14 protein-coding genes and 2 pseudogenes are annotated in these 20,904 nt (G+C 47.7%); 6 read left to right on the forward strand and 10 right to left on the reverse strand.

Annotated features, from left to right (window positions below; genetic code table 11):
* Positions 1–10: 10 nt before the first annotated feature.
* The 4 genes from IEX81_RS03855 to IEX81_RS03870 form a co-directional block, all read right to left on the reverse strand.
* The gene (locus IEX81_RS03855) at positions 11–832 is read right to left on the reverse strand and encodes a carbohydrate ABC transporter permease (protein ID WP_188801738.1); all 822 of its coding nucleotides are present in this window, start codon (positions 830–832) and stop codon (positions 11–13) included.
* A complete protein-coding gene (locus IEX81_RS03860) occupies positions 832–1,692 on the reverse strand; it encodes a carbohydrate ABC transporter permease (protein WP_188801739.1) in 861 nt (286 codons plus the stop codon). The genes IEX81_RS03855 and IEX81_RS03860 overlap by 1 nt, the downstream gene beginning before the upstream one ends.
* Before the next feature lie 222 nt (positions 1,693–1,914).
* Positions 1,915–3,198 (reverse strand): ABC transporter substrate-binding protein, encoded by a 1,284-nt coding sequence (locus IEX81_RS03865; RefSeq protein ID WP_188801740.1) that lies wholly within the window; start codon positions 3,196–3,198, stop codon positions 1,915–1,917.
* Positions 3,199–3,450: 252 nt separating this feature from the next.
* Positions 3,451–4,419, reverse strand: coding sequence for a LacI family DNA-binding transcriptional regulator (locus IEX81_RS03870; protein ID WP_188801741.1), 969 nt, complete (start codon positions 4,417–4,419; stop codon positions 3,451–3,453).
* 478 nt (positions 4,420–4,897) lie between these two features.
* Between IEX81_RS03870 and IEX81_RS03875 the strand changes: the two genes are divergently transcribed.
* On the forward strand, positions 4,898–6,805 hold the full coding sequence (locus IEX81_RS03875) for a S53 family peptidase (RefSeq protein WP_188801742.1): 1,908 nt from the start codon (positions 4,898–4,900) through the stop codon (positions 6,803–6,805).
* 90 nt (positions 6,806–6,895) lie between these two features.
* Here the strand turns inward: IEX81_RS03875 and asnB are convergent, their stop codons facing one another.
* The gene (gene asnB / locus IEX81_RS03880; protein WP_188801743.1) at positions 6,896–8,746 is read right to left on the reverse strand and encodes an asparagine synthase (glutamine-hydrolyzing); all 1,851 of its coding nucleotides are present in this window, start codon (positions 8,744–8,746) and stop codon (positions 6,896–6,898) included.
* 584 nt (positions 8,747–9,330) lie between these two features.
* Between asnB and IEX81_RS03885 the strand changes: the two are divergent.
* From IEX81_RS03885 to IEX81_RS03900, 4 genes and pseudogenes are all read left to right on the forward strand, one after another.
* Positions 9,331–9,447, forward strand: a pseudogene (locus IEX81_RS03885) (YfhD family protein); the annotation flags it as partial.
* A 174-nt stretch (positions 9,448–9,621) separates the two neighbouring features.
* Entirely contained in the window at positions 9,622–10,014 is a 393-nt protein-coding gene (locus tag IEX81_RS03890) for a hypothetical protein (RefSeq protein ID WP_188801745.1), read from the forward strand.
* On the forward strand, positions 10,011–10,823 hold the full coding sequence (locus tag IEX81_RS03895; RefSeq protein WP_188801746.1) for a hypothetical protein: 813 nt from the start codon (positions 10,011–10,013) through the stop codon (positions 10,821–10,823). Before IEX81_RS03890 ends, IEX81_RS03895 begins: the two co-directional genes overlap by 4 nt.
* A 157-nt stretch (positions 10,824–10,980) precedes the next feature.
* Positions 10,981–11,574, forward strand: a complete 594-nt coding sequence (locus IEX81_RS03900; RefSeq protein ID WP_188801747.1) for a lysozyme family protein — start codon at positions 10,981–10,983, stop codon at positions 11,572–11,574.
* Positions 11,575–11,806: 232 nt separating this feature from the next.
* Here the strand turns inward: IEX81_RS03900 and IEX81_RS03905 are convergent, their stop codons facing one another.
* The 4 genes and pseudogenes from IEX81_RS03905 to IEX81_RS03915 form a co-directional block, all read right to left on the reverse strand.
* A complete protein-coding gene (locus IEX81_RS03905) occupies positions 11,807–13,228 on the reverse strand; it encodes an NAD-dependent succinate-semialdehyde dehydrogenase (protein WP_188801795.1) in 1,422 nt (473 codons plus the stop codon).
* Between the two features lie 156 nt (positions 13,229–13,384).
* Positions 13,385–14,959 (reverse strand): annotated as a pseudogene (gene abc-f / locus IEX81_RS03910) (ribosomal protection-like ABC-F family protein); the annotation flags it as partial.
* 167 nt (positions 14,960–15,126) lie between these two features.
* Positions 15,127–15,267, reverse strand: a complete 141-nt coding sequence (locus IEX81_RS16800; RefSeq protein WP_373292326.1) for an RAxF-45 family protein — start codon at positions 15,265–15,267, stop codon at positions 15,127–15,129.
* Between the two features lie 110 nt (positions 15,268–15,377).
* Entirely contained in the window at positions 15,378–16,223 is an 846-nt protein-coding gene (locus IEX81_RS03915; protein ID WP_188801749.1) for a YitT family protein, read from the reverse strand.
* Between the two features lie 256 nt (positions 16,224–16,479).
* On the opposite strand from IEX81_RS03915, the gene IEX81_RS03920 reads away from it, so the two are divergent.
* Positions 16,480–17,022, forward strand: coding sequence for a hypothetical protein (locus IEX81_RS03920; RefSeq protein ID WP_188801750.1), 543 nt, complete (start codon positions 16,480–16,482; stop codon positions 17,020–17,022).
* A gap of 80 nt (positions 17,023–17,102) precedes the next feature.
* Here IEX81_RS03920 and IEX81_RS03925 read toward each other — a convergent pair whose 3' ends face one another.
* On the reverse strand, positions 17,103–20,342 hold the full coding sequence (locus IEX81_RS03925) for an efflux RND transporter permease subunit (protein ID WP_188801751.1): 3,240 nt from the start codon (positions 20,340–20,342) through the stop codon (positions 17,103–17,105).
* Positions 20,343–20,904 lie beyond the last annotated feature (562 nt).

Genomic DNA, 20,904 nt, shown 5'->3' on the forward strand with positions numbered 1-20,904 from the left:
CTCTGTCACCTTATTTAACTGATCCTTGGGTTATCCCTTTTATGATTTGTTTTTGAGCAAAGAAATAGAAAACGATGATCGGAATGATCGAAATCGTCAGGCCCGCGAGAGCAAGATTCCACTGTTTTGTATATTCTCCGAAGAAGAAAAACATCTTCAGCGGAATCGTCTGTATTCCCGGCTGATTAATAACAAGTGACGGAAGCAGATAATCGTTCCAGATCCAAATTGCGTTCAGAATAGCCACTGTGACGGTCATCGGTTTCAGAATCGGGAAGATGACATACCAAAAAGTCTGCCAGCGATTGCACCCGTCGATACGGGCCGCCTCATCCAAAGCCACCGGGATGGATTTTAGTGTACCATGATACAGAAAGATGGACAGACTGGATCCAAAGCCGAGGTACATAAACATCAGCCCAATACGATTCAGCATGTGGACTTTACCAAAAACCGCGATAAGCGGAATCATGACCGACTGAAAAGGGATCAGCATGGCCGCGGCAAAAGTGAGAAAAATAATTCCGCTTATTCTTCGCTTCGTCCGTACAAGGGCATAGGCAGCGAGCGCCGAAAAAACAATGATGATCGCCACACTGACCACCGTAATCAGAAGCGAATTGAAGAGTGACCGGATAAAATCCAGCTCCTGCATCGCCATTGGATAGTTGCTTACTGTCGGGGGATGGGGCAGACTCAACGTATTGGTGAAGATATCCTTCTGCGTCTTTAAAGAATTAGTAAGCATCAGGTAAAACGGAACAAGCCAACCTGCTGCAAGAACAAATCCGACGACAGCCCAGAATATGCGCGTTCTTCTTTTTGTCTTCATCACAATTCCACCTCACGTTTCTTGCTGAAATAAACCTGCGTTAGCGAGATGGCTGCAACGATCGCAAAAAATATGACCGCTTTCGCCTGAGCCAGCGCCATCTGATTTGAGCTGAATGCTGTATTATAAATATCCATGGCAAGCATCTGTGTCGAGTTGTACGGACCGCCTGCTGTTAAAGACAAGTTCTGATCATAGAGCTTGAACGAATTGGATAAAGTCAGAAATAAATTAACCGTGAACGCCGGAGCAATCATCGGTAATGTAATGTGAATGAACCGCTGCCATATATTCGCTCCGTCAATTTCCGCCGCTTCGATAAGCTCTCGGTCGACATTTTCCAGATAGGCGATATAAATGACCATTATATAACCCGAGTATTGCCAGCTCATAAGAATCACAAGACCCCAGAACCCAGTGCCGGGTGTTGCCAGCCATGTTTTCAAAGAAGCCACGTCAAGCATATTTCCGACTGCCGCGAACGCTTTAATGTAGATAAACTGCCAGATAAAACCCAGAATCAATCCGCCAATCAGATTCGGCATAAAAAAGACAGTCCTGAGAAAATTGTTTCCCTTGAACTTTTGTGTGACAATAAGCGCCAGGCCAAGGCCGATCACATTCGTGGAAATGACGGACAGCACGGCGAATTTAACGGTAAACCAAAGCGCGTTCATAAAACTATCGGTTTGAAACACGTTCATATAATTTTTCAGCCCGACAAACTGGGAAGAAGTAATGCCGTTCCAATCCGTAAAGGAGTAATAGATACCATAAATCAGAGGCAAAAGAACAACAGCGAACAGTGCGAACAGCACCGGCGCAAGGAAAAGCCAAAACCAGGTGTTACTCTTCTTCATCTCAATCGTCCCCTCTCACCAGGACTTTATAAGAAAAACTTGATAAAGCCAAGCCCTTGGCACTGGCTGAGCCTTAGTTGCGGGGGCCAGGACGGCCTAATGCCGAACATGCCGCAGGACGCGGCGCTTATGTTTGACCGCTTACACTCTAATTTTTTAAATTTTATACTTTTCTATGGTGATAAAAAGGCGGAGCGAAAAGATCCCGCTCCGCCCGGCAATTTACTGACCGCGGTTTGTCTTCCAGGCATTCTCCGCGTCTTTCTCAAGGGCGTTCCACGACATCTTGCCGCTTGTATATTGCTGAATGTCCGCTCCGAGTGTATTCATTCCCCACCCCGTCGGATAACCCATAAATATCCAGCCGATTGTTTTCTTTTTCTGGGCGTAGCTATATACTTCTTTGGCAATTGAGTCCTGGATCTTAGACGCGTCATACCCCTTGTAGGCCGGGATAAACTGGAAATCATTCAGCACAATCGATTTACCCTGAGAGGATGTATTCATCCAGTCGAGAAAATCCTTCGCAGCCTTGATCGTGTTGGCATCCTTATTGGAGTTCACCGCCCAATACATCGGAACGCCCACCGGAATGCTGTCGGTCTTATATCCGTCTATAGGAATCGGAAGGAGTCCGACATTATTCTTTTCAAAATTTTTATCAATGCCCTGAATCGTTGTTGAAACCCAGTCGCCTTGCTGAATCATAGCCACCTTGCCATTTGAGAAAAGTTGTTCAACCTGGGTTGCGTAATCCATGCTTGCCGTTGGCTGAACCGAGTACTTCTGCTGCAGATCAATATATTGTTTAAACTGCTGCCCGTATTTGAACGACACTGTCTTCGATTTATAAGCATTAGAAACATTTTCGCCAAATTCAGGAGAAAGGAAGACATTCGACGAGTGCAGACCGGTTACCCACTGCTCTTTCACCGGAAAAGCAAAGACAGCTTGAATGCCTAATTGAGCTTTTTTCTGATCCAGCTCGGCCGCGACATTGGCCAGATCTGCGGAAGATTTAATGGACGCAGGATCGATCCCCGCTTTTTTAAAGACATCTTTGTTATATAACAGGCCGTAACCTTCCTCGTTATAAGGAAGGCCGTATACCACCTTGCCTTCCGTCACTCCGGCCAAAGTTCCCGGCAAAGCATCTTTTGCAGCCTGTGTGTCCGAAAGATCGGCAAGTTTTCCCTTCCAGTCATGCAAATCCTGCGGACCGCCAATATTATAAATGGCCGGTTCGCTGCCTGAGGCAAATTTGGATTTCAGTGCCGCTCCATAATCACTGCCGCCTCCGACCGTTGTAACATTAATGGTGACATTCGGATGCACTTTTTTGTATTGCGAGACCAGATGTGCAAACTGGTTTTTAAATTCAACCTTGTATTGGAATACATCGACAGTTACCTTTCCGCCGCTGCTCCCTGAACCGCTTGATGAACAGGCGCTGAGTGCGAAAATCAGGAAAAGGCTCAACATCGCTACAAACCACTTTTTCTTCATTGAAACCTCACTCTCTTTCTGTTAAATTGGTTTTCTTAAATAGCATGAAAGGGTTGTGTCGCTGTAACCGCTTTCAAATCCTACAATTTGAAATTAGCATTTTAAACGCTCGGAAGCAACCACTTTATCACATGTTATCGGTAACAACATTTCAACCCATCTTTACTTTGGAATTCGGCCTGAAAACCGGCAGAAACAGAAAAAGGTTGTGAAATCTTAGTCATTCCCGGAATACCGTTTTGACGGACCAATTTAATGGAGATTAGGTTTCTTTATTGTTGATTCCCGTATGATAAGTTCAGGTTCGAATGTTAAGTTCCCTATTTTGTCCCCTCCCTGATGTATCTTTTGTAAAAGCCGTCTGGCACAAACCTTTCCCATTTCTATAATAGGCTGGCGGATGGTCGTTATCTTTGGGCAGGAAATGCGGTCAAGGAAAACACCGTCAAACCCTGTAATTGCAGCCTCGTCCGGAATATGCAGGCCAAGTGCCAGGCCGGCACGGACAACACCAATAGCGATCCTATCGGAAGCGCATACAACAGCAGTCTTGGGGCAGCGGCCTGTCAGCTGTTTTGCCGCTTCTTCCTGGGCAACATGTGAACTATTTTTCATGAAAAAGAGCTCCGGGCCAAGTCCAGAGGCGCTCATTGTTTTTTTATAGCCTGCTGCTCTGGCAAGCATGAACGGTTCTTTCAAATCGATGCCGAAAAATAAAATACGTTTAAAGCCAAGATGAATCAGATGCTTTGTTGTCAATTCCGTCCCTTCTTCATTGTCAACATCGACATAGTCATAACCCCTGTCATTTTGCCCGAACAGAATGAAAGGACGGTCCATTTGATCGATAATTTCGTCATAGTCCCCGGCGCGCATACCGGTGATGATCAGGCCGTCGCAATTGCCGATTGCACGCGAATTCCGGGTCACAAGCTGAAGCGCATAATGGTGTTTATCAAGTTCAATGGCAATCCCCGACAGCAGATTCATATAGTAGGGCTCAGTTGTGTCCATCTCCTCAAGGATTAAAAGTTTAATCACTTGAGTGCGGTTTTTCACCAAAGCGCGGGCCGCATAGTTCGGGACGTAGTTCAGTTCTCGCATGGCAGTCAGGACGAGCTTCCTTAACTCGGCCGATACTTTTTCCGGATGATTGATGACTCTTGAAACGGTCATCTTAGATACAGCTGCTTTTTTTGCAATATCCGATAGGGTTGCCACCTGCGAAGCCTCGCTTTCATGAGGTGATGTCTCTGTTTTTTATTATAACATTGTTTTAGTAAACGCTTTTATTTAATCATAAATGCCGGGTTTGTCTTAATTAGCGAGCCGGATAAGCGGCAGTCCTTCTTGAATCAATCTAATCCTTTTCTACGGTAGGGTCGGCTCCCGCGGAAAATTTTGTTCCGAGGGACTTTTTCACCCTTTTTCTACCAAAAGATGCCTGTTTTTGTGAAATAGGAAGTTATACAGAGTCTAAGAACCTATTTTGTTTAGTATAATTTTACTGATTTTTCGACATGCGGCAAATACTATCGAAATTTTCTTTTTATATCAACTTCACGGATATACTTTGTCGGGGTATGATGAACATTGTTGACAATATATTCTCTTTTTTTTTAAAGGAGAGTGATAATCTCGTATTCTAGCGCTTCTATGCTGTTTTTCTTTTTCAACATCAGAAGGGAGACTATCACCAGTGAAAAAAACGCTCAGACATTTATCATCAATCGTTCTCTCACTGTTCCTCGTTTTTGCTTCAGTGCCCGCTTTGGCCGCGCCTTCATTGACAACAAATGATCAGCAGCTCGCTCCTGTCAGTCAGGGAACAGGAACTGCCGTTCTTGACAACGCAAGCTATTTCGGCAATCTGCCCGATAGTACGCCAATAACAGTTGACATTATTCTGAAAGCACGCAATGAGAATAATCTGCAGCAGGTCATTGACCATACGGTTGATCCCAAAAGTAAATCGTACCACGCGTACTTAAGTGTCGGTGAATTCAGCAAGAATTTTGGCGCCTTACCGGCGACAGTGTCGGACATCACAGATTATCTGAAAAAATACCGGATTGATACGAAAGTCTATCCCGATAATCTGGTCATCACGGCAAATGGAACCGTTGGCGCCTTCAATCAGGCTTTCAATGTGACGATTCAGAGAGCAAAGTATAAAGGGAAAGCATTTCATGCAACAAAAAAAGGGCCTAAAGTTCCTAAGTATATTGCCAAAAACATTCTGGCTGTTCTCGGTTTAAGCAACTATTCAAATTTCACACCGCGGGCCGTCCGACAGCCGATAAAAATAACACCCAAAAACGGCAGCGGTCCGCTTAATCTCAATCCTTCTGATTTCATGAAACAGTACAATGTTTCGCCTCTCTATGATAAAGGCGATCAGGGGCGGGGCCAGACAATTGGCATCGTCACCCTGGCAAACTTCAATCCGGAAGACGCCTATACTTTCTGGAAAGATGAGGGCATTGCAACAAAACCCGGACGGATCAGTGTCAAACCGATTGACGGCGGATCCGATTATACCGGGTATGAAGAAACGACTCTCGATGTCCAGCAATCAGGTGCCCTTGCCCCCCAGTCCGACATCAATGTCTATGTCGGACCGAATACGGATGCCGGATTTGTCGACGCATTTGCCACCGCCATAAACGAGAATAAGGCCGCTCAGCTTTCTGTCAGCTGGGGGCTGAGCGAAACGGCCATTCAATCGGCCGTTCAGAACCAGACGGAAGATCCGGCCTATGCGCTCGTGTTTAACCAGCTCTTTGAACAGGCAGCCGCTCAGGGCATTTCCATGTTTGCGTCCGCCGGCGACGCCGGATCCTACGATGCGACACGCGATGCGAATACGTATAATCTGGCCATCGACAATCCGGCCGATAGCCCTTACATTACGGCGGCCGGCGGAACAACGCTTCCATGGTCTTACACGACGCGTACCAATGTACAGATTGACGTTGCGGCCGAGCGCGCCTGGGGATGGGATTATCTTTATCCGTATTTTGATTCGCTCGGACTGAATAATCCGGACGGCTGGCTGAATTATTATTTTGTCGGAGGAGGCGGCGGTTTCAGTTCGATCTTCCCGACGCCGGATTATCAGAACGGCATCTCCGGCGTGAACCATTTCACCGCCGTCAAAGTGTGGCAGCCAAGTTCCGATTTTGGATCAGTCGCAAGGCCGGCAGAACCGGAACTCGTCACAGGAACCGGCAGCGGCCGCAACCTGCCTGATGTTGCACTGAATGCGGATCCGTATACCGGCTACAAAGTCTTTATATCCGATCCGGGCACACCCGGAACCCATTCAGGTTTTTTGACTTTTGGAGGAACAAGTGTCGTTTCGCCTCAGCTGGCCGGGCTGACGGCCTTGATGAACAGCGGAAAATCCGCACGAATCGGTTTTTGGAACGATCAGATTTACCGTTTTGCTAAAGAAAACGATTCACCATTCCATCCATTGAACACAACGGGTGCAAGCGACGACAACCTGTTCTATACCGGAACCCAGGGAACGCTTTACAATCAGGCGACAGGTCTTGGCACGATTGATTTCACAAAGCTGGACAGTGCTTTCAGCAATCAATAATCGTGCGTTTCAATTTAAAAATGAAAAGGCCGGGCGGCTTTGCGCCCGGCTTTTTGCCCTTCGGTAAAAAACCTGCAGGGAAAGCCTCGTTCAGTTGTCGACAACATTAACGTTATAGGTCTCAAGCCATTCGTTCATTTGAGCAAGGTGTGCGATCAGCTGGGGTCCGCTCATGAGCTGGCCGAACCACGGTACCTTAAACGATGCGCCTTTTGTGTCAATAATCGACTGCAGTTTATTTTTGTCGGCGAATTCGAGCAGAGGAGCGCTCGGATTATCGACCACCTGCTGCAGCCAGGCTGAGACAGCTTCAGTATATTTAGGGTGATACGTCTTGGGGTACGGGCTCTTTTTCCGGTACAGGACGTCATCAGGCAGAAAGCCTTTCAGGGCGGCTCTAAGAATGCCCTTTTCGCGTCCGTCCAGCATCTTCATCTCCCACGGTACATTCCACAAATACTCGACAATTCTGTGGTCGGCAAACGGCACGCGCACTTCAAGGCTTGCTCCCATGCTCATCCGGTCCTTCCGGTCAAGCAGCGCCGTCATGAACCAGTTCATGTTCAGATAGAACAGTTCCCGTCGTTTGGCGTCGACCGCAGACTCATGGTCCAGCCGGGGCGTTTCGGCGATTGTCTCATTGAAACGGGTCAGCGCGTAGTCTTTCAGGCTCAGCATGCTGCCCCACTTGTCGTTCAGCAGAGCCTGGCGTTCATCGATCGAGCGCATCCATGGAAAGCCTTCTTTTGCGGAGGTTTCCGGGCTGTGAAACCACGGGTAGCCGCCGAAAATTTCATCAGCGCATTCACCGGACAAAGCCACAGTAAACTCTTTTTTTATTCCCTCACAGAACCAGAGCAGTGACGAATCCACATCGGCATAGCCCGGCATATCGCGGACCACGATCGCTTTTTTCAAATAGGCGACCAAGTGTTCATTGTCGATCACCAGATCATGATGCACCGTTCCAAGATACTCTGAAACTTCTTTGATAAACGGAGCATCGCTGTTCGGCTGAAACTTGCTCGTGTGAAAATACTGATCATTTTCCTTGTAGTCGATCGAATAAGTATGCAGCGGCGGTCGCTGTTCCTTTTTAAAATACGCGGAAGCAAGGGCGGAAATTCCGCTCGAATCCAGTCCGCCGGAAAGGAAGGTCGTTACCGGGACGTCGGCATACAACTGCCTTTCAACCGCGTCTTTTAAAAGATAACGGATATGGGTGATCGTTTCTTCTAAATTATCCGTGTGCGGCTCGCTTCTCACGTTCCAGTAGCGCCACGCTTTCAGACCGTCTTTTGCAAAGGTGAGCGCATGCGCCGGTCTCAAATCATGGATTCCCGTATATATCCCATGTCCCGGCGTCTTCGACGGGCCAAGCCCGAATACTTCAGACAGCCCTTCCCGGTCAATGGATGCCTTCATATCCGGATGCGCCAGAAGCGACTTCAGCTCCGATCCGAACAGCAGCCGGCCGTCCTTTTCACTGTAAAAGAATGGCTTGACACCGAGTCGGTCCCGGGCCGCAAACAGTTTCTCTTCCTGCTCATCCCAGATAGCGAATGCAAAGATACCGTTAAAACGGTAAAGACAGTCCTCACGCCATGCAATATAGGCGGTCAGGAGCACTTCTGTGTCTGAATGTCCTTTGAACCGGTAACCCTCTTTTAACAAATCCGCCCGTATCTCTTCCGTATTGTAAAGCTCACCGTTATAAACGAGGACAAATTCGCGCCCATCTACCGTTTTCTGCATCGGCTGACCGCCTCCTTCAGGATCAACGACCACCAGCCGCGCATGCCCGAGTGCAACTTTCGGTGACAACCAGATATTCAGATCGTCCGGACCGCGATGTTCCATCGTCCGTGCCATTTTTTCAATGATCTTTCCTTCGCTTCTCAAATCTTTTCGCCAGTCAATCCAGCCTGTAATTCCGCACATTCAGGTCATCCTTTCTTATCCTCATTGACCACCGTCTGCTTAACATCGTATGCAAAACCTCTGGGCGCGTGAGAAAACCTGCTGCAAATTAAAGATGAATCCTGTCTGACTCTTTTATCGCAGACGGCAGTCTCTTTATGATGCCCTGAAAATAAAATGCCCTAGAATAAGCGGCGGCAATAAAGTTGTCAGTTTTGAGGAAATGAAACCGCAGTTTGGGAGTAAAATTTTGCTTGAAAAATGAAAAACCAGATATAAAAACAAGTCAATTTTATTAATGACAAAGAATCCCAGTCATTAAGTAAACGCATTCGACCCCTAAATTCGGTATTTATGTTAGCGTATCAAACCAATGAATTAAGGATACCCTTTAGAAGAAATCCAACTACGCAGGGAGTGAATCATTCGGCATATAAAAAGAAAATGGACAGGTATAATTTAGCCTGAAAAAAATGCGAGAGATTACATATGCGAGATAATTTTAAAGAACTGACCGAGCGGCCGGAAGAAAATAATCATTCGAGGATAGGAGCACAAACATGAATAAAAAACATGATGATCATTTTTTCAAGAAAGCATTAAATGAAACTGACGGAGTATATGAGAAATACTCATCTGAACTGGCAGATACCGATGATCGAGAAGCGCAAAAGCGGGCGGATGCAGCAGATAAGAGAGCAAAGGGACATTCGGATAAGTAAGCCGGTTCAGATGAGCAGAGCTGCCTGAGTTTTTCGGGCAGCTTTGCTGCTATTTCGGGTGATTTATTATTTTATAGCTCATACAGATAGGATAATCTGTAGAATGTTTTTTTTTAAATAATTTTTCTGTATCTAGGTCGGTAATTTCTTAGTTTAGGGCAATTCTTCCACATCATGGGGCCCAGCAGATTTTATCGCCCTTCGCGAAATTATATCGACGCTCAGCAGATTTTATCGCCCTTCACGAAAATATATCGACGCTCAGCAGATTTTATCGCCCTTCACGAAGATATATCGACGCTCAGCAGATTTTATCGCCCTTCACGAAAATATATCGACGCCCAGCAGATTTTATCGCCCTTCACGAAAATATATCGACGCTCAGCAGATTTTATCGCCCTTCGCGAAAATATATCGACGCCCAGCAGATTTTATCGCCCTTCACGAAAATATATCGACGCTCAGCGGATTTTATCGCCCTTCGCGAAAATATATCGACGTTCAGCAGATTTTATCGCCCTTCACAAAAATATATCGACGCTCAGCAGATTTTATCGCCCTTCGTGAAAATATATCGACGTTCAGCAGATTTTATCGCCCTTCACGAAAATATATCGACGCCCAGCAGATTTTATCGCCCTTCGCGAAAATATATCGACGCTCAGCAGATTTTATCGCCCTTCGCGAAAATATATCGACGCTCAGTGAATTATATCGCCCTTCGCGAAAATATATCGACGCTCAGCAGATTTTATCGCCCTTCACGAAAATATATCGACGCCCAGCAGATTTTATCGCCCTTCACGAAAATATATCGACGCTCAGCAGATTTTATCGCTCTTCGCGAAAATATATCGACGTTCAGCAGATTTTATCGCCCTTCACGAAAATATATCGACGCTCACCGGATTTTATCGCCCTTCACGAAAATATATCGACGCTCAGCAGATTTTATCGCCCTTCATGAAAATATATCGACGCCCAGCAGATTTTATCGCCCTTCACGAAAATATATCGACGCTCAGCAGATTTTATCGCCCTTCGTGAAAATATATCGACGCTCAGCAGATTTTATCGCTCTTCACGAAAATATATCGACGCTCAGCAGATTTTATCGCTCTTCACGAAAATATATCGACGCTCAGCAGATTATATCGCCCTTCACGAAAATATATCGACGCTCAGCAGATTTTATCGCCCTTCACGAAAATATATCGACGCTCAGCAGATTTTATCGCCCTTCACGAAAATATATCGACGCTCAGCAGATTATATCGCTCTTCGCCGATAATCTTTGCGTTCGGAATGATTGTTCCGCACTTTGGAGTGATAATCTCTTAGTATCCAACAATAGCCCTTGTTCCCCCCTTTGTTAAACGATTTCGGTTAACAGAACGGATGGCCCCTTTTAATTACCGGCCCGGAACTTATTGGCAGAATAGTTATTGTAGACAGGTACGGACCAAAAACTGAATTTGCCGATGAATGCTATAATGAGTGCGTATCGTTATTTTGCTACAGAGGGATGTTGGCATGAAAAAATTTTTCACCCTGCTTTTCTCCCTGCTTTCCGTGATCGGCATCTCTTATTTTGTGCTTTTCATTATTTCCAGTATGTACAGTCCCCAGGCCGATCATGTCCCTCTCTTAAATGATAACCGGGTTATCAGCCCGGCGATTGAAAACTATCGGCCGATTTTTCAAAAGTACGCCGAGGCAAACGGCATCGGGCAGTATACTGACCTGTTGATGGCTTTGGCGATGCAAGAGTCAAAAGGGCGATCGCCCGACATCATGCAGGCATCGGAAAGTCAGGGTCTTCCCAGAAACTCGATTAACAGTCCGGAGACAAGCATCAAAGCAGGAACGAGTTATTTTAAAAGGGCGATGGAACGATCCGGAGGCAATGTCCGCCTCGCGCTGCAAAGCTATAACTTCGGGATCGGGTTTACGGACTATGTCAGGCAGCACGGCGGTAAATTCACGCCCACGCTGGCCATGAAATTTTCTGAATGGAAAGCAAAGGAGCTTGGCTGGGGACGCTATGGGGATCCCTTCTACGTCGATCACGTGATGCGTTATTACAATAATGAAAAACAAAAACAGGCATTGACAAAGAAAAATTAAAAGTTAAGTGAAAAAAGGGAAACCGGCACATCAACGGTTTCCCTTTTTCTTAACCCGCTATTTTTGAAATATGAGTATCTCTTTGGCCCATCCAGATATGAATCTTTAAAATGATAAACTAAAGAACGGTTTATTTCCAAAAAAGAATTCCAGCACCTTGGGGTGATTGTCCCGGAGTTTATGCTGTCCGGCCACTCGCGAGTTCGGGGCGATTCTTTCGTATCCGCTATCATCAGATTCTCAGAGAAATATACTTGGATTCCAGATACTCTTCGATGCCCTCGGACCCGCCTTCGCGCCCGAGACCGCTTTGCTTGACGCCGCCGAACGGCGCCTGAGCAGTGGACGGCAGGCCGTCGTTCCAGCCGACGATTCCGTATTCCAGTTCTTCGGAGAGTCGGGTGCCGCGTCCGATGTCCTTCGTAAAGAAGTAGGCGGCAAGCCCGTATGGTGTGTCATTGGCCAGCCTGATCGCCTCGTCGATGGTTTCAAACTTCTGAATCGGAGCGACAGGGCCGAACGTTTCCGTATGCATGATTTCCATATCCTGAGTCGCATTTTTCAGAACAGTAGGTTGATAGAAATAGGCTCCGTGTTCCGCTGTTCCCGTACCGCCGGTCATCAGCTCGGCTCCTTTTTCCAGCGCATCCTTTACTTGTCCCTCCACTTTTTCATAAGCCTTCCCGTCAATGAGCGGGCCAAAATTGACGTCTTCATTCAATCCGTTGCCGACTTTCAGCGTCGATTGAACGGCATGCACATATTTTTCCACGAAGGCATCATAGACCCCTGACTGAACAAAAATCCTGTTGGCGCATACACAGGTCTGGCCGCTGTTGCGGAACTTGCTCGCAACCGTCTGAGCGACGGCGACATCCAGGTCGGCATCGTCACAGACGATCAGCGGTGCGTGTCCGCCAAGCTCCATCGAGACTTTTTTAATCTGGTCAGCCGCTGCCTTCAGCAAATGGCGACCAACTTCGGTCGAACCGGTAAACGTGATTTTACGCACTTCCTGGTGGTTCATGAAAGCGTCAGTGATCGGGCCGTGCGCGCCGCAAATGACATTGAATACCCCTTTCGGAATGCCCGCCTGCTCGCAGTATTCCGCTATTTTCAAGGCCGTCAGCGGTGTCTGGCGCGGCGGCCTGACGATAAAGGTGCATCCTGCAGCCAGTGCTGGAGCCATCTTCCGCGTGATCATCGCCGCCGGGAAGTTCCACGGGGTGATCGCCGCAACGACACCGACCGGCTGCTTAATCACTTTAATCCGGTGATTCGGAGCCACACCGGGAACGGTTCTTCCGTAAACCCGTCTGCCCTCTTCCGCAAACCATTTCAGAAATGATGCGGCATAAACGGCTTCTCCTCTCGATTCTCTGAGCGGCTTGCCGTTCTCCATCGTCATCAGACGGGCCAGTTCTTCTTGGCCTTCGATCATTAGATCATAAACTTTCATCAGCAAGTCGCTGCGGTCGCCGGCCGTAAGGTGCGACCACCCTGTGAAGGCCGCGCTTGCCGCATCAATCGCCTGCTCCGCCTCTTCCTTACCGGCAGATGGAACCGAGCCGATCACTTCACCCGTCGCCGGATTCGTGACCTCGATTTTCGGCAGATCTTTCCCCGTCCATTCACCGCCGATGTAGTTTAACATGTCATAATTTGGCAATTCAATGTCCTCCTTGAGACCATTTTAAAGAAACCATCCTTTTTTATTATCCGGTACAATTCATTTTTCGGCAATCAAATTGTTGCATATTTTCATTCATATCTGATTTTTTTCTTGCCCGCCCCTTTCTTCGTATCGCTGCAGTTTTCCATTCTGCAGCCAGAAGATTTTTTGAAAGCACCTGTTCAGGAAATAACGGTCGTGACTGACCGCAAGAACTGTTCCTTGAAAGCGTCGGACAGCCTCTTCAAGAACTTCGCGGGATTCGATGTCCAGATGGTTGGTCGGTTCATCGAGGATGAGAACATTGACCTTCTTAACCATGAGATCTGCCAGTCTGAGACGGACGCGTTCGCCACCGCTCAGCGTTCCGACCTTTTTGAAAACATCCGATCCGAAAAAAAGAAACTTGGCCAGTTCATGACGTGCTTCCCCTTCCGCAAGACTGGCGTGTTCCCGAAATACGTCAATGACCCTTCGCTCTTTTTCACCCTGTTCCTCGAATACATGCTGCGACAGGATGCCAATGTTCAGATTGGTGCCCGCCCTGACTTCACCGTGATCGGGTTTTATTTCGCCAAGCAGACATTTCAGCAGCGTCGTTTTACCAGATCCGTTCGGCCCGATTATAGCCATCCGATCACGGTAGAACAATTCCAAACTGATCCTGCTGAACAGGACATGTCCGCAAAATGTGACCGTCAGATCCTTGCAGCCGAGCACACGGTCCCCTGTTCGGCGGGCGCTTTGAAAATTAAGCGTCATTTTATCAGCTTCCATTTTCGGCTTTTTGAGACGTTCGATCCGGTCAAGCGCTTTTTCCATACTTTTTGCCCGCCGGTGCAGGCCCGCATTCGGAGGGCTCGACTGATTCGCCCATTCTTTCAGACGTTTAATCGTCTCTTTCATTTTCCTGATTTTTTTCTGCTGATCCTCATACGCCGCAAATGCCTGAATCAGGCGTTCCTGTTTTTCTTTGACAAAGTTCGAGTAATTTCCAAAATATACGCTGATCTCTCCATCCTCAAGATCGAAAATCTTGTCCGTGGTCCGATCTAGAAAGCGCCGGTCATGGGATACGAGCAGGACCGTCCCCTGATATTGCCTGATGTACTGCTCCAGCCATTCAAGCCCAACGATGTCCAGATGGTTGGTCGGTTCATCGAGCAGCAGCAGATCCGGCGCCATCAGAAGCTGCAAGGCCAGGCCGGTCTTCGTTCTTTCCCCGCCGCTGAGCGAGGAAAAGCTCCGGTTAAGGAGCGGCGCAATGCCCACTCCCTCGGCAACCTGCTCTATTCGGTAATCCATATCATAACCCCCCGCCTGCTGAAATTTTTCCTGGAGCACGGCATAATCAGTCAGAAGCTTTTCCAGTTTCCCTGGTGGGGCATCCGCTAACATTTCTTCAACTTTCCTCATCTTTTTTTCAACGGTCAGGCAGTCCGCAAAAGCCCCTTTCAAAACTTCCCTTACGGTGCGTCCTTCTCCGTCCGGCAGCTGCCTGAGGTAGCCGACTGTCGCGCCCTTTTTAATCGATACAGCGCCCTGATCCGGCGGCTCAAGCCGTGCAATCAGGTTAAAAAGTGTTGTTTTGCCGCTGCCGTTTGCCCCGACAACCGCCGCTTTCTCTCCATCATTGATTGAAAAGCTGACATCATGTAAGATCTCGTTTCCCGCTATATTTTTTTTGATGTGATCCGCCTGGCAAATCATCATTTAACCATCACTTCCATTATCTGTAAATTAATCCATGCAAAAAAGCCATGGGCGCAATCATACCCATGGCTTGTTCATTCAAATTCGCAAAGAAACCATATTGTTCAGTTCGACTGGAAACCGGGCGATTTTTCCCGGCTCGACAGATCCTGCGATTGTGGGCTGCGTCACTTCACAAAGCTATGCTGTTTTATCAAAAAAGGGCAGACTTCTCCCGAGATTGAAAAAGCAGCAAAAATCGCGCGTACGAAATAGAGAAATGACTCCAGCTGCGCGCGAAACTTCGTGAACAGAGACAACAGACCCACCTCCTTTAATAACGATTAACAGTTATTTTATCAGAACGTTCTTCAAATAACAATCCTTTCAGGCAACGTTTATGTCACTGTTTCCTTATCATCATCGATAAATGATCGGCCTATTTATCTTTTCTGAACAGACCGTAAACCGCCGCAGTTTCAACAACATTGGTGAACGCCAGTGGATCAGCCATCCTGATGACACGTTTTAAATCATAAAGCTCATAGCGTGTGATCACGATCATCAAAACTTCTTTATCCTGATTGGTGAAACCACCTTTCGCCGGAATGCGCGTGATGCCGCGTTCAAGAGCGGCATAAATCGCCTGCTGTACCTCTTTGGCCTTATTGGTCACAACCCAAGCGGTCAGTTTGACATAACGTGTATGAATCGCATCAATCACCCGGGTACTCACATACAACTGAAGAAGCGTGTACAGCGCCCTGCGCCAGCCAAAAAAGAAACCCGCGGAGAGGATGATTAATGCGTTGAGTCCGAACATGTACACGCCGATGGGACGATCCTTCGCACGCGAAAGGATCATTGCGACGATGTCCATCCCGCCGGTTGAAGCGCCGAATTTAAGTGTCAGGCCGACCCCGGTCGCCTGAACCACACCCCCGAAGACTGCGTTCAGCAGAATATCGCCGGTTAGCGGATACACTGGAACGATAGCCATGAAAAAGGTCGTCAGCGCGACACTGATGACACTGTACAGCGTGAACCGGTGCCCGACCTTTATCCATCCTACCCAAGCAACAGGGATGTTCATCAGCAGGAGCAAAAGCCCGGTACTGACATGGATCGCCGTCGGCTGAAGCAGCGCGGAAATCAGCTGAGCAATACCCGTTACGCCTCCCGAAAGGACTTTAGCCGGAATTAAAAACAGGTTCAGCGAAACGGCGTTAAGAAATGCGCCGATCACAACAATCGTAAGCACCTTGATTTCCTGATAGACAGCCATGCAAACCTTCCTTCACATTACTTTTTTCAAATCGTATTTTAGAAAATTAACCTGATAACAGCACTCCGCATTTTCGCTCATTAGCAAAATAAGCGGGTCTCTATTCTTATCACTTACAAATTACCACATTGCAGAAAAATGCTCAATCGAATTTCCGGCTGTTTCAGGATAAAGAATACTTTCCTCAAAAGGATATTTTAACACGTTTCCGTCAAAGCTATCATTAGAATTCAGAATGCAAGCAGGAGGGCTTTAGATGAAATTTCTCTCTTTATTCGTCATACCGTGCCTGGCGGTCTCTATTTTTATCCCGTCGGCGGCAAATGCGGCTTCATGTCCCCCGGCTGCGGCGGCGCACGGCCAAGATGCCCATCTGAAAACGGATCGGCAAAAATGGCTGATCCAGGTCATTGATGATTATGCCTCTCCTGACCTGAACACCCGGCTGAAAAAAGATCTCGCTGTCCGCGAGCAACTGTTGAATGAATGGAAAAAGACACCTGCCTATCAGAAACATAAAGCGGAATGCCAGAAAAGCGGCTTCGATCAGGAAAATAAACAGAAGATCGAGAGCATTCATAAACAGTTCGAAGAAGGAAAAATTTCCAAGCATCAGGCTCAGAAAGAACTGGCTGCGCTTCACGGAAAACAAAAGGGCATGCACGGCGTTTTCAGACAGTTGAAATCTGCCGTAAAAAACAAGGACAGGACGGCCGTTCAGGCAGCACTCGAAAAGCTGGATCAGCAGTTAAAAGTATCCAATCAATGCCTGTCACACAAAATTTCCGATCAAACCTGAGCATAACAGGCTTTATCAGAGCGAGAAAAAGACCGCTTCGAAAAGGATTCTTTCGAAACGGTCTTTTTAACAATCTTTAATTATTCGGCAGCTTCCTCTCTTCTATTTCTTTTTCTGCCGCGGAATTTCATCAATGTTTCATAAACGATCGGAACAATAACGAGTGTCAGGATCGTCGAGCTGGTAATGCCGCCAATGACAGTAACGGCCAGGCCCTTCGAAATCAGGCCGCCGCTCCCCTCCATGCCGAACGCGAGCGGCAGCAGTGCGAAGATTGTCGCGATTGCCGTCATCAGGATCGGCCGGATTCGCGTCCCGGCGGCTTCGAGAATGGCCTCTCTTGTGTCTAGCCCTTCTTTTTCTTTATGGATAACCCGGTGGATAAGCACGACTGCGTTCGTGATGACGATACCAATCAGCATGAGCGCGCCGATCATGGACGAAACGCTGATCGTGTCGCCGCTGATCAGCAGGGCTACCAGACTTCCGATAATCGCGAACGGAAGCGAAAAGAGAATGGCGAGCGGTGCCAGGCCCCCGCCAAAGGTCAACACGAGGACAAAATAGACAATAATGATGGCGGCAAGCATCGCCATGCCAAGCTGACTGAACGAATCGTTCATCTGCTGCGACACACCGGAAAATGAGACGCTCGTTCCGGTCGGAAGGTGCATTTTGTTAATCTTCTTCTGCAGCTCTGCCGTTGCTGCGGATACATTTTTCGCTGTCACGTTTGCTGTCACCTGCGCATACAGCTTACCGTCACGCTTTGTGATCGATTGCGGCGACTGCCCTTTCTGGACACCGGCAATATCGCTTATCTTGACTTGATTTCCAGTGGGCGACGCAATGGTCTGATTCGTCAGATCACCGATACTGTTGATACCGGAATCGCTGGCGGTTTTTAAATAAACATTCAGATCGCTTCCGGAAGGCCGCTTGATCGACGTCAGCGCCTGATTATTCGCTATACTGCTCGACTGCATCAGCGTCTGTGCGATCTGGCCCGCGGAAATACCGTATTGTCCCAGTTTCGCCTGATCGGCAGCGATCGTATATTGATCATAGGACTTGGATAGGCTGGATCCGGCCTGGGAAAAATTGCTGTCCTGTGCGACAAGGTCTACCAGGTTATTGACTACAGGGCGCAGATCGTTCATCGAATTTCCGTACACGTACAGCGTCAGCGTGCTGGTACTGGATCCGCCGGAACCGAAATTCTGCAACTGCCAGTCACCCTGATTCGAAACCTTTTTCAGGTCCTGGAGTGTTTTTTCCTGAAGCTTTGCAAAGTCCGGCGTACTGTTTTTGTAAGAGGTGAAGAAGAGTGCCTGATTAGCCGAAGACTGGAACATGGCGGTCGAACTGGATCCGCCGATCGAGTACTGCATTTTTGTCATATTCTTATTGGATTGCAGATATTTTTCAGCTTTGAGGGCTGCCTTTTCCGTATCTGCAACGGTCTGGCCCGGATTCGGATTGTACGAGATGATCATTTGTTTCTGCGAATCGTTCGGCAGGAAGCTTGCGCCGATATGCGGAACAAGGAACAAGCTGGCAATAAAAAGGACAACGGCCGATCCAAAGACGATCATTTTGTGATTAAGTGCGCCGTTCAGAAGCCTGCGATAAAAAGAAGCGAGTTTGCCCGGGTTTTCTTCACTATGCGTTTTCTTCTTCAGACCCCTTTTAAACATACTGTCTGCCAGCATCGGCACAATCGTGATCGCGACAAGCAGCGAAGCGAGCAAAGAAAAGACGATGGTTAAGGCAAATGGCAGGAAGATCTGCCCAATGACTCCGCTGACCGTGGCCATCGGCAGGAAGACGGCAATGGTCACGATGGTCGACGACATGATCGGAATGAACATTTCGTGAGCGGCTTCCCTGATCAGGGCCATGCCGCTCAGTTTTTCTGTGGACAGCGACATTCTTCGGTAAATGTTTTCGATGACGACAATGGAATCGTCGACGACACGCCCTATGGCAATGGTCATTGCGCCCAGCGTCATGACATTAAGCGTCACGTTCATTTGTTTCAGAACGAGCAGGGCAATAAGCAGCGAAAGAGGAATCGAGACAACAGAAATCAAGGTTGTCCTTATATTTCTAAGGAAGAGCAGGATCACAAGCATCGCAAAGACGGCACCGTAAATCGCCTTTTCCAGCATTGTGCTGACCGACTGCTGGATCGGCTGCCCCTGATCATACATGGCAACGGCCTGAATGCCGGTATTATTCTTTTCAAACTTGGCAACTTGATCTTTGACTCCGTTAACAACGTCCACCGTGTTTGCATCCTGACCCTTGACGATCGACAAACCAATGGACTGTTTTCCGTTCGTCCGGGAGATGGACTCTGCCTTCTTCTCATACGTTACGTCGGCAACATCCGAGAGCCGGACGGTCGGTATTTGCTGTGCCTGAACCGCGGCGCTTTGCCCCGCACCCAGGGACCGGCTGCTGCCCTGAACACCCGATGTGCCCGACCGGATCCCGGTTCCTTGCATAGACGCTGATCCCGCGCCGGCCTGACCGGAGCTTCCGGCCACTCCCTGCAAGGAGGACGCGCCCTGGGGCACAACCGGTATTCTGATATTCTTAAGGTCATTGACCGATTGGATGTTGCCGCTGACAACGACCGATTTCTGGGATTTATTGATGGTGTACAAGCCAAGCGGTGTTGAGATAGTATTTCCCTTAATCAGGTTGACAACTGTATCCTGATTGAGTCCGTATTTTTTTAACTGATCCGCGTTAAAAGAGATCTGAACATCTTCAGTCTGCTGTCCGGACAGCGTGACAGAGGAGACACCGCTCACACTCTCAACAGCAGGGAGCAGATCATTTTGCACTTTACTAGTCAGCTGGTCCAGCGACTGCCCTTTTCCGGTAATGCTTAAGCTGTAAACAGGCATGGCGTTCATACTGATTTTCATGACATTGGGCTTCTGTGCCTGGGAAGGAAGAGTGAGCTGATCGACGACTCCTTTGATGTCGTTGACGGCCTGATTCATATCCTGGTTGTAGCCATATTCTACGACGACTGAAGACATCCCTGTCGCCGATGTGGAGCTGACATTCTGGACTCCCGGCAGTGACCGAAGCTTTTGCTCGATCGGCTGGGTAATGCTGCTGTCGATTTCATCAGGCGTCGCTCCGTTATAAATCGTCGAGACACTGACTACCGGAATGTTGAAGTTCGGCATGGTTTCCATCTTCATACTCGCGCCAGCGTAGATACCGCCGACGATCACAATCAGTGTCAGCAGCCAGACAGCCAGTTTGTTATGCATCGAAAAAGAAATGATTTTTTTCACATAATCCACTCCACTTAATTATTTTTTTCATTCATTCTTGTATGCATTTTTCAGGACTATCAATTCCTGTTCCGTTAGCCTCCTTTCTGACTCTATACTAAGCTCAGACCCTGTGGTTGCGGAACAATCTGCAGGTGTACTGCTCCATAAGACTTTCGGCGTAGTTTATAAAGTCATATTTAAAATCACAAATATTATAGAGAGCCAGAATGAACTGGAAATGAACAAATTGTAAAAGATCATAACTTCCTGTCAGCTATTAAAGAAAAAAATCTATAAAGATACCATAAATAGAGCGTTGTGAATGAAACAACTTAGATTCTAAATAAAATTATTCCTAACAGACATTTTACAGGACGATTCAATAAATAACGAGTTATAGTTTAACAAAATACTATAAAGAACGATGTATCACAGATGCCTGAAGTTACTCGCTCTGAAAGAAGTGTAAATCGTCCGGAAAAATGTGGCTATCGCCTCAAATGAGAAGCAAATCGCCCTCAGTTTTCGGTCAATCGCTCCTTTTTGGCCCGGATTCGCCCTGTTCCGGCAGAGTATCGCC

Origin of the sequence: Sporolactobacillus putidus (assembly GCF_014647035.1) — a bacterium.
Classification (GTDB): Bacteria; Bacillota; Bacilli; order Bacillales; family Sporolactobacillaceae; genus Sporolactobacillus; species Sporolactobacillus putidus.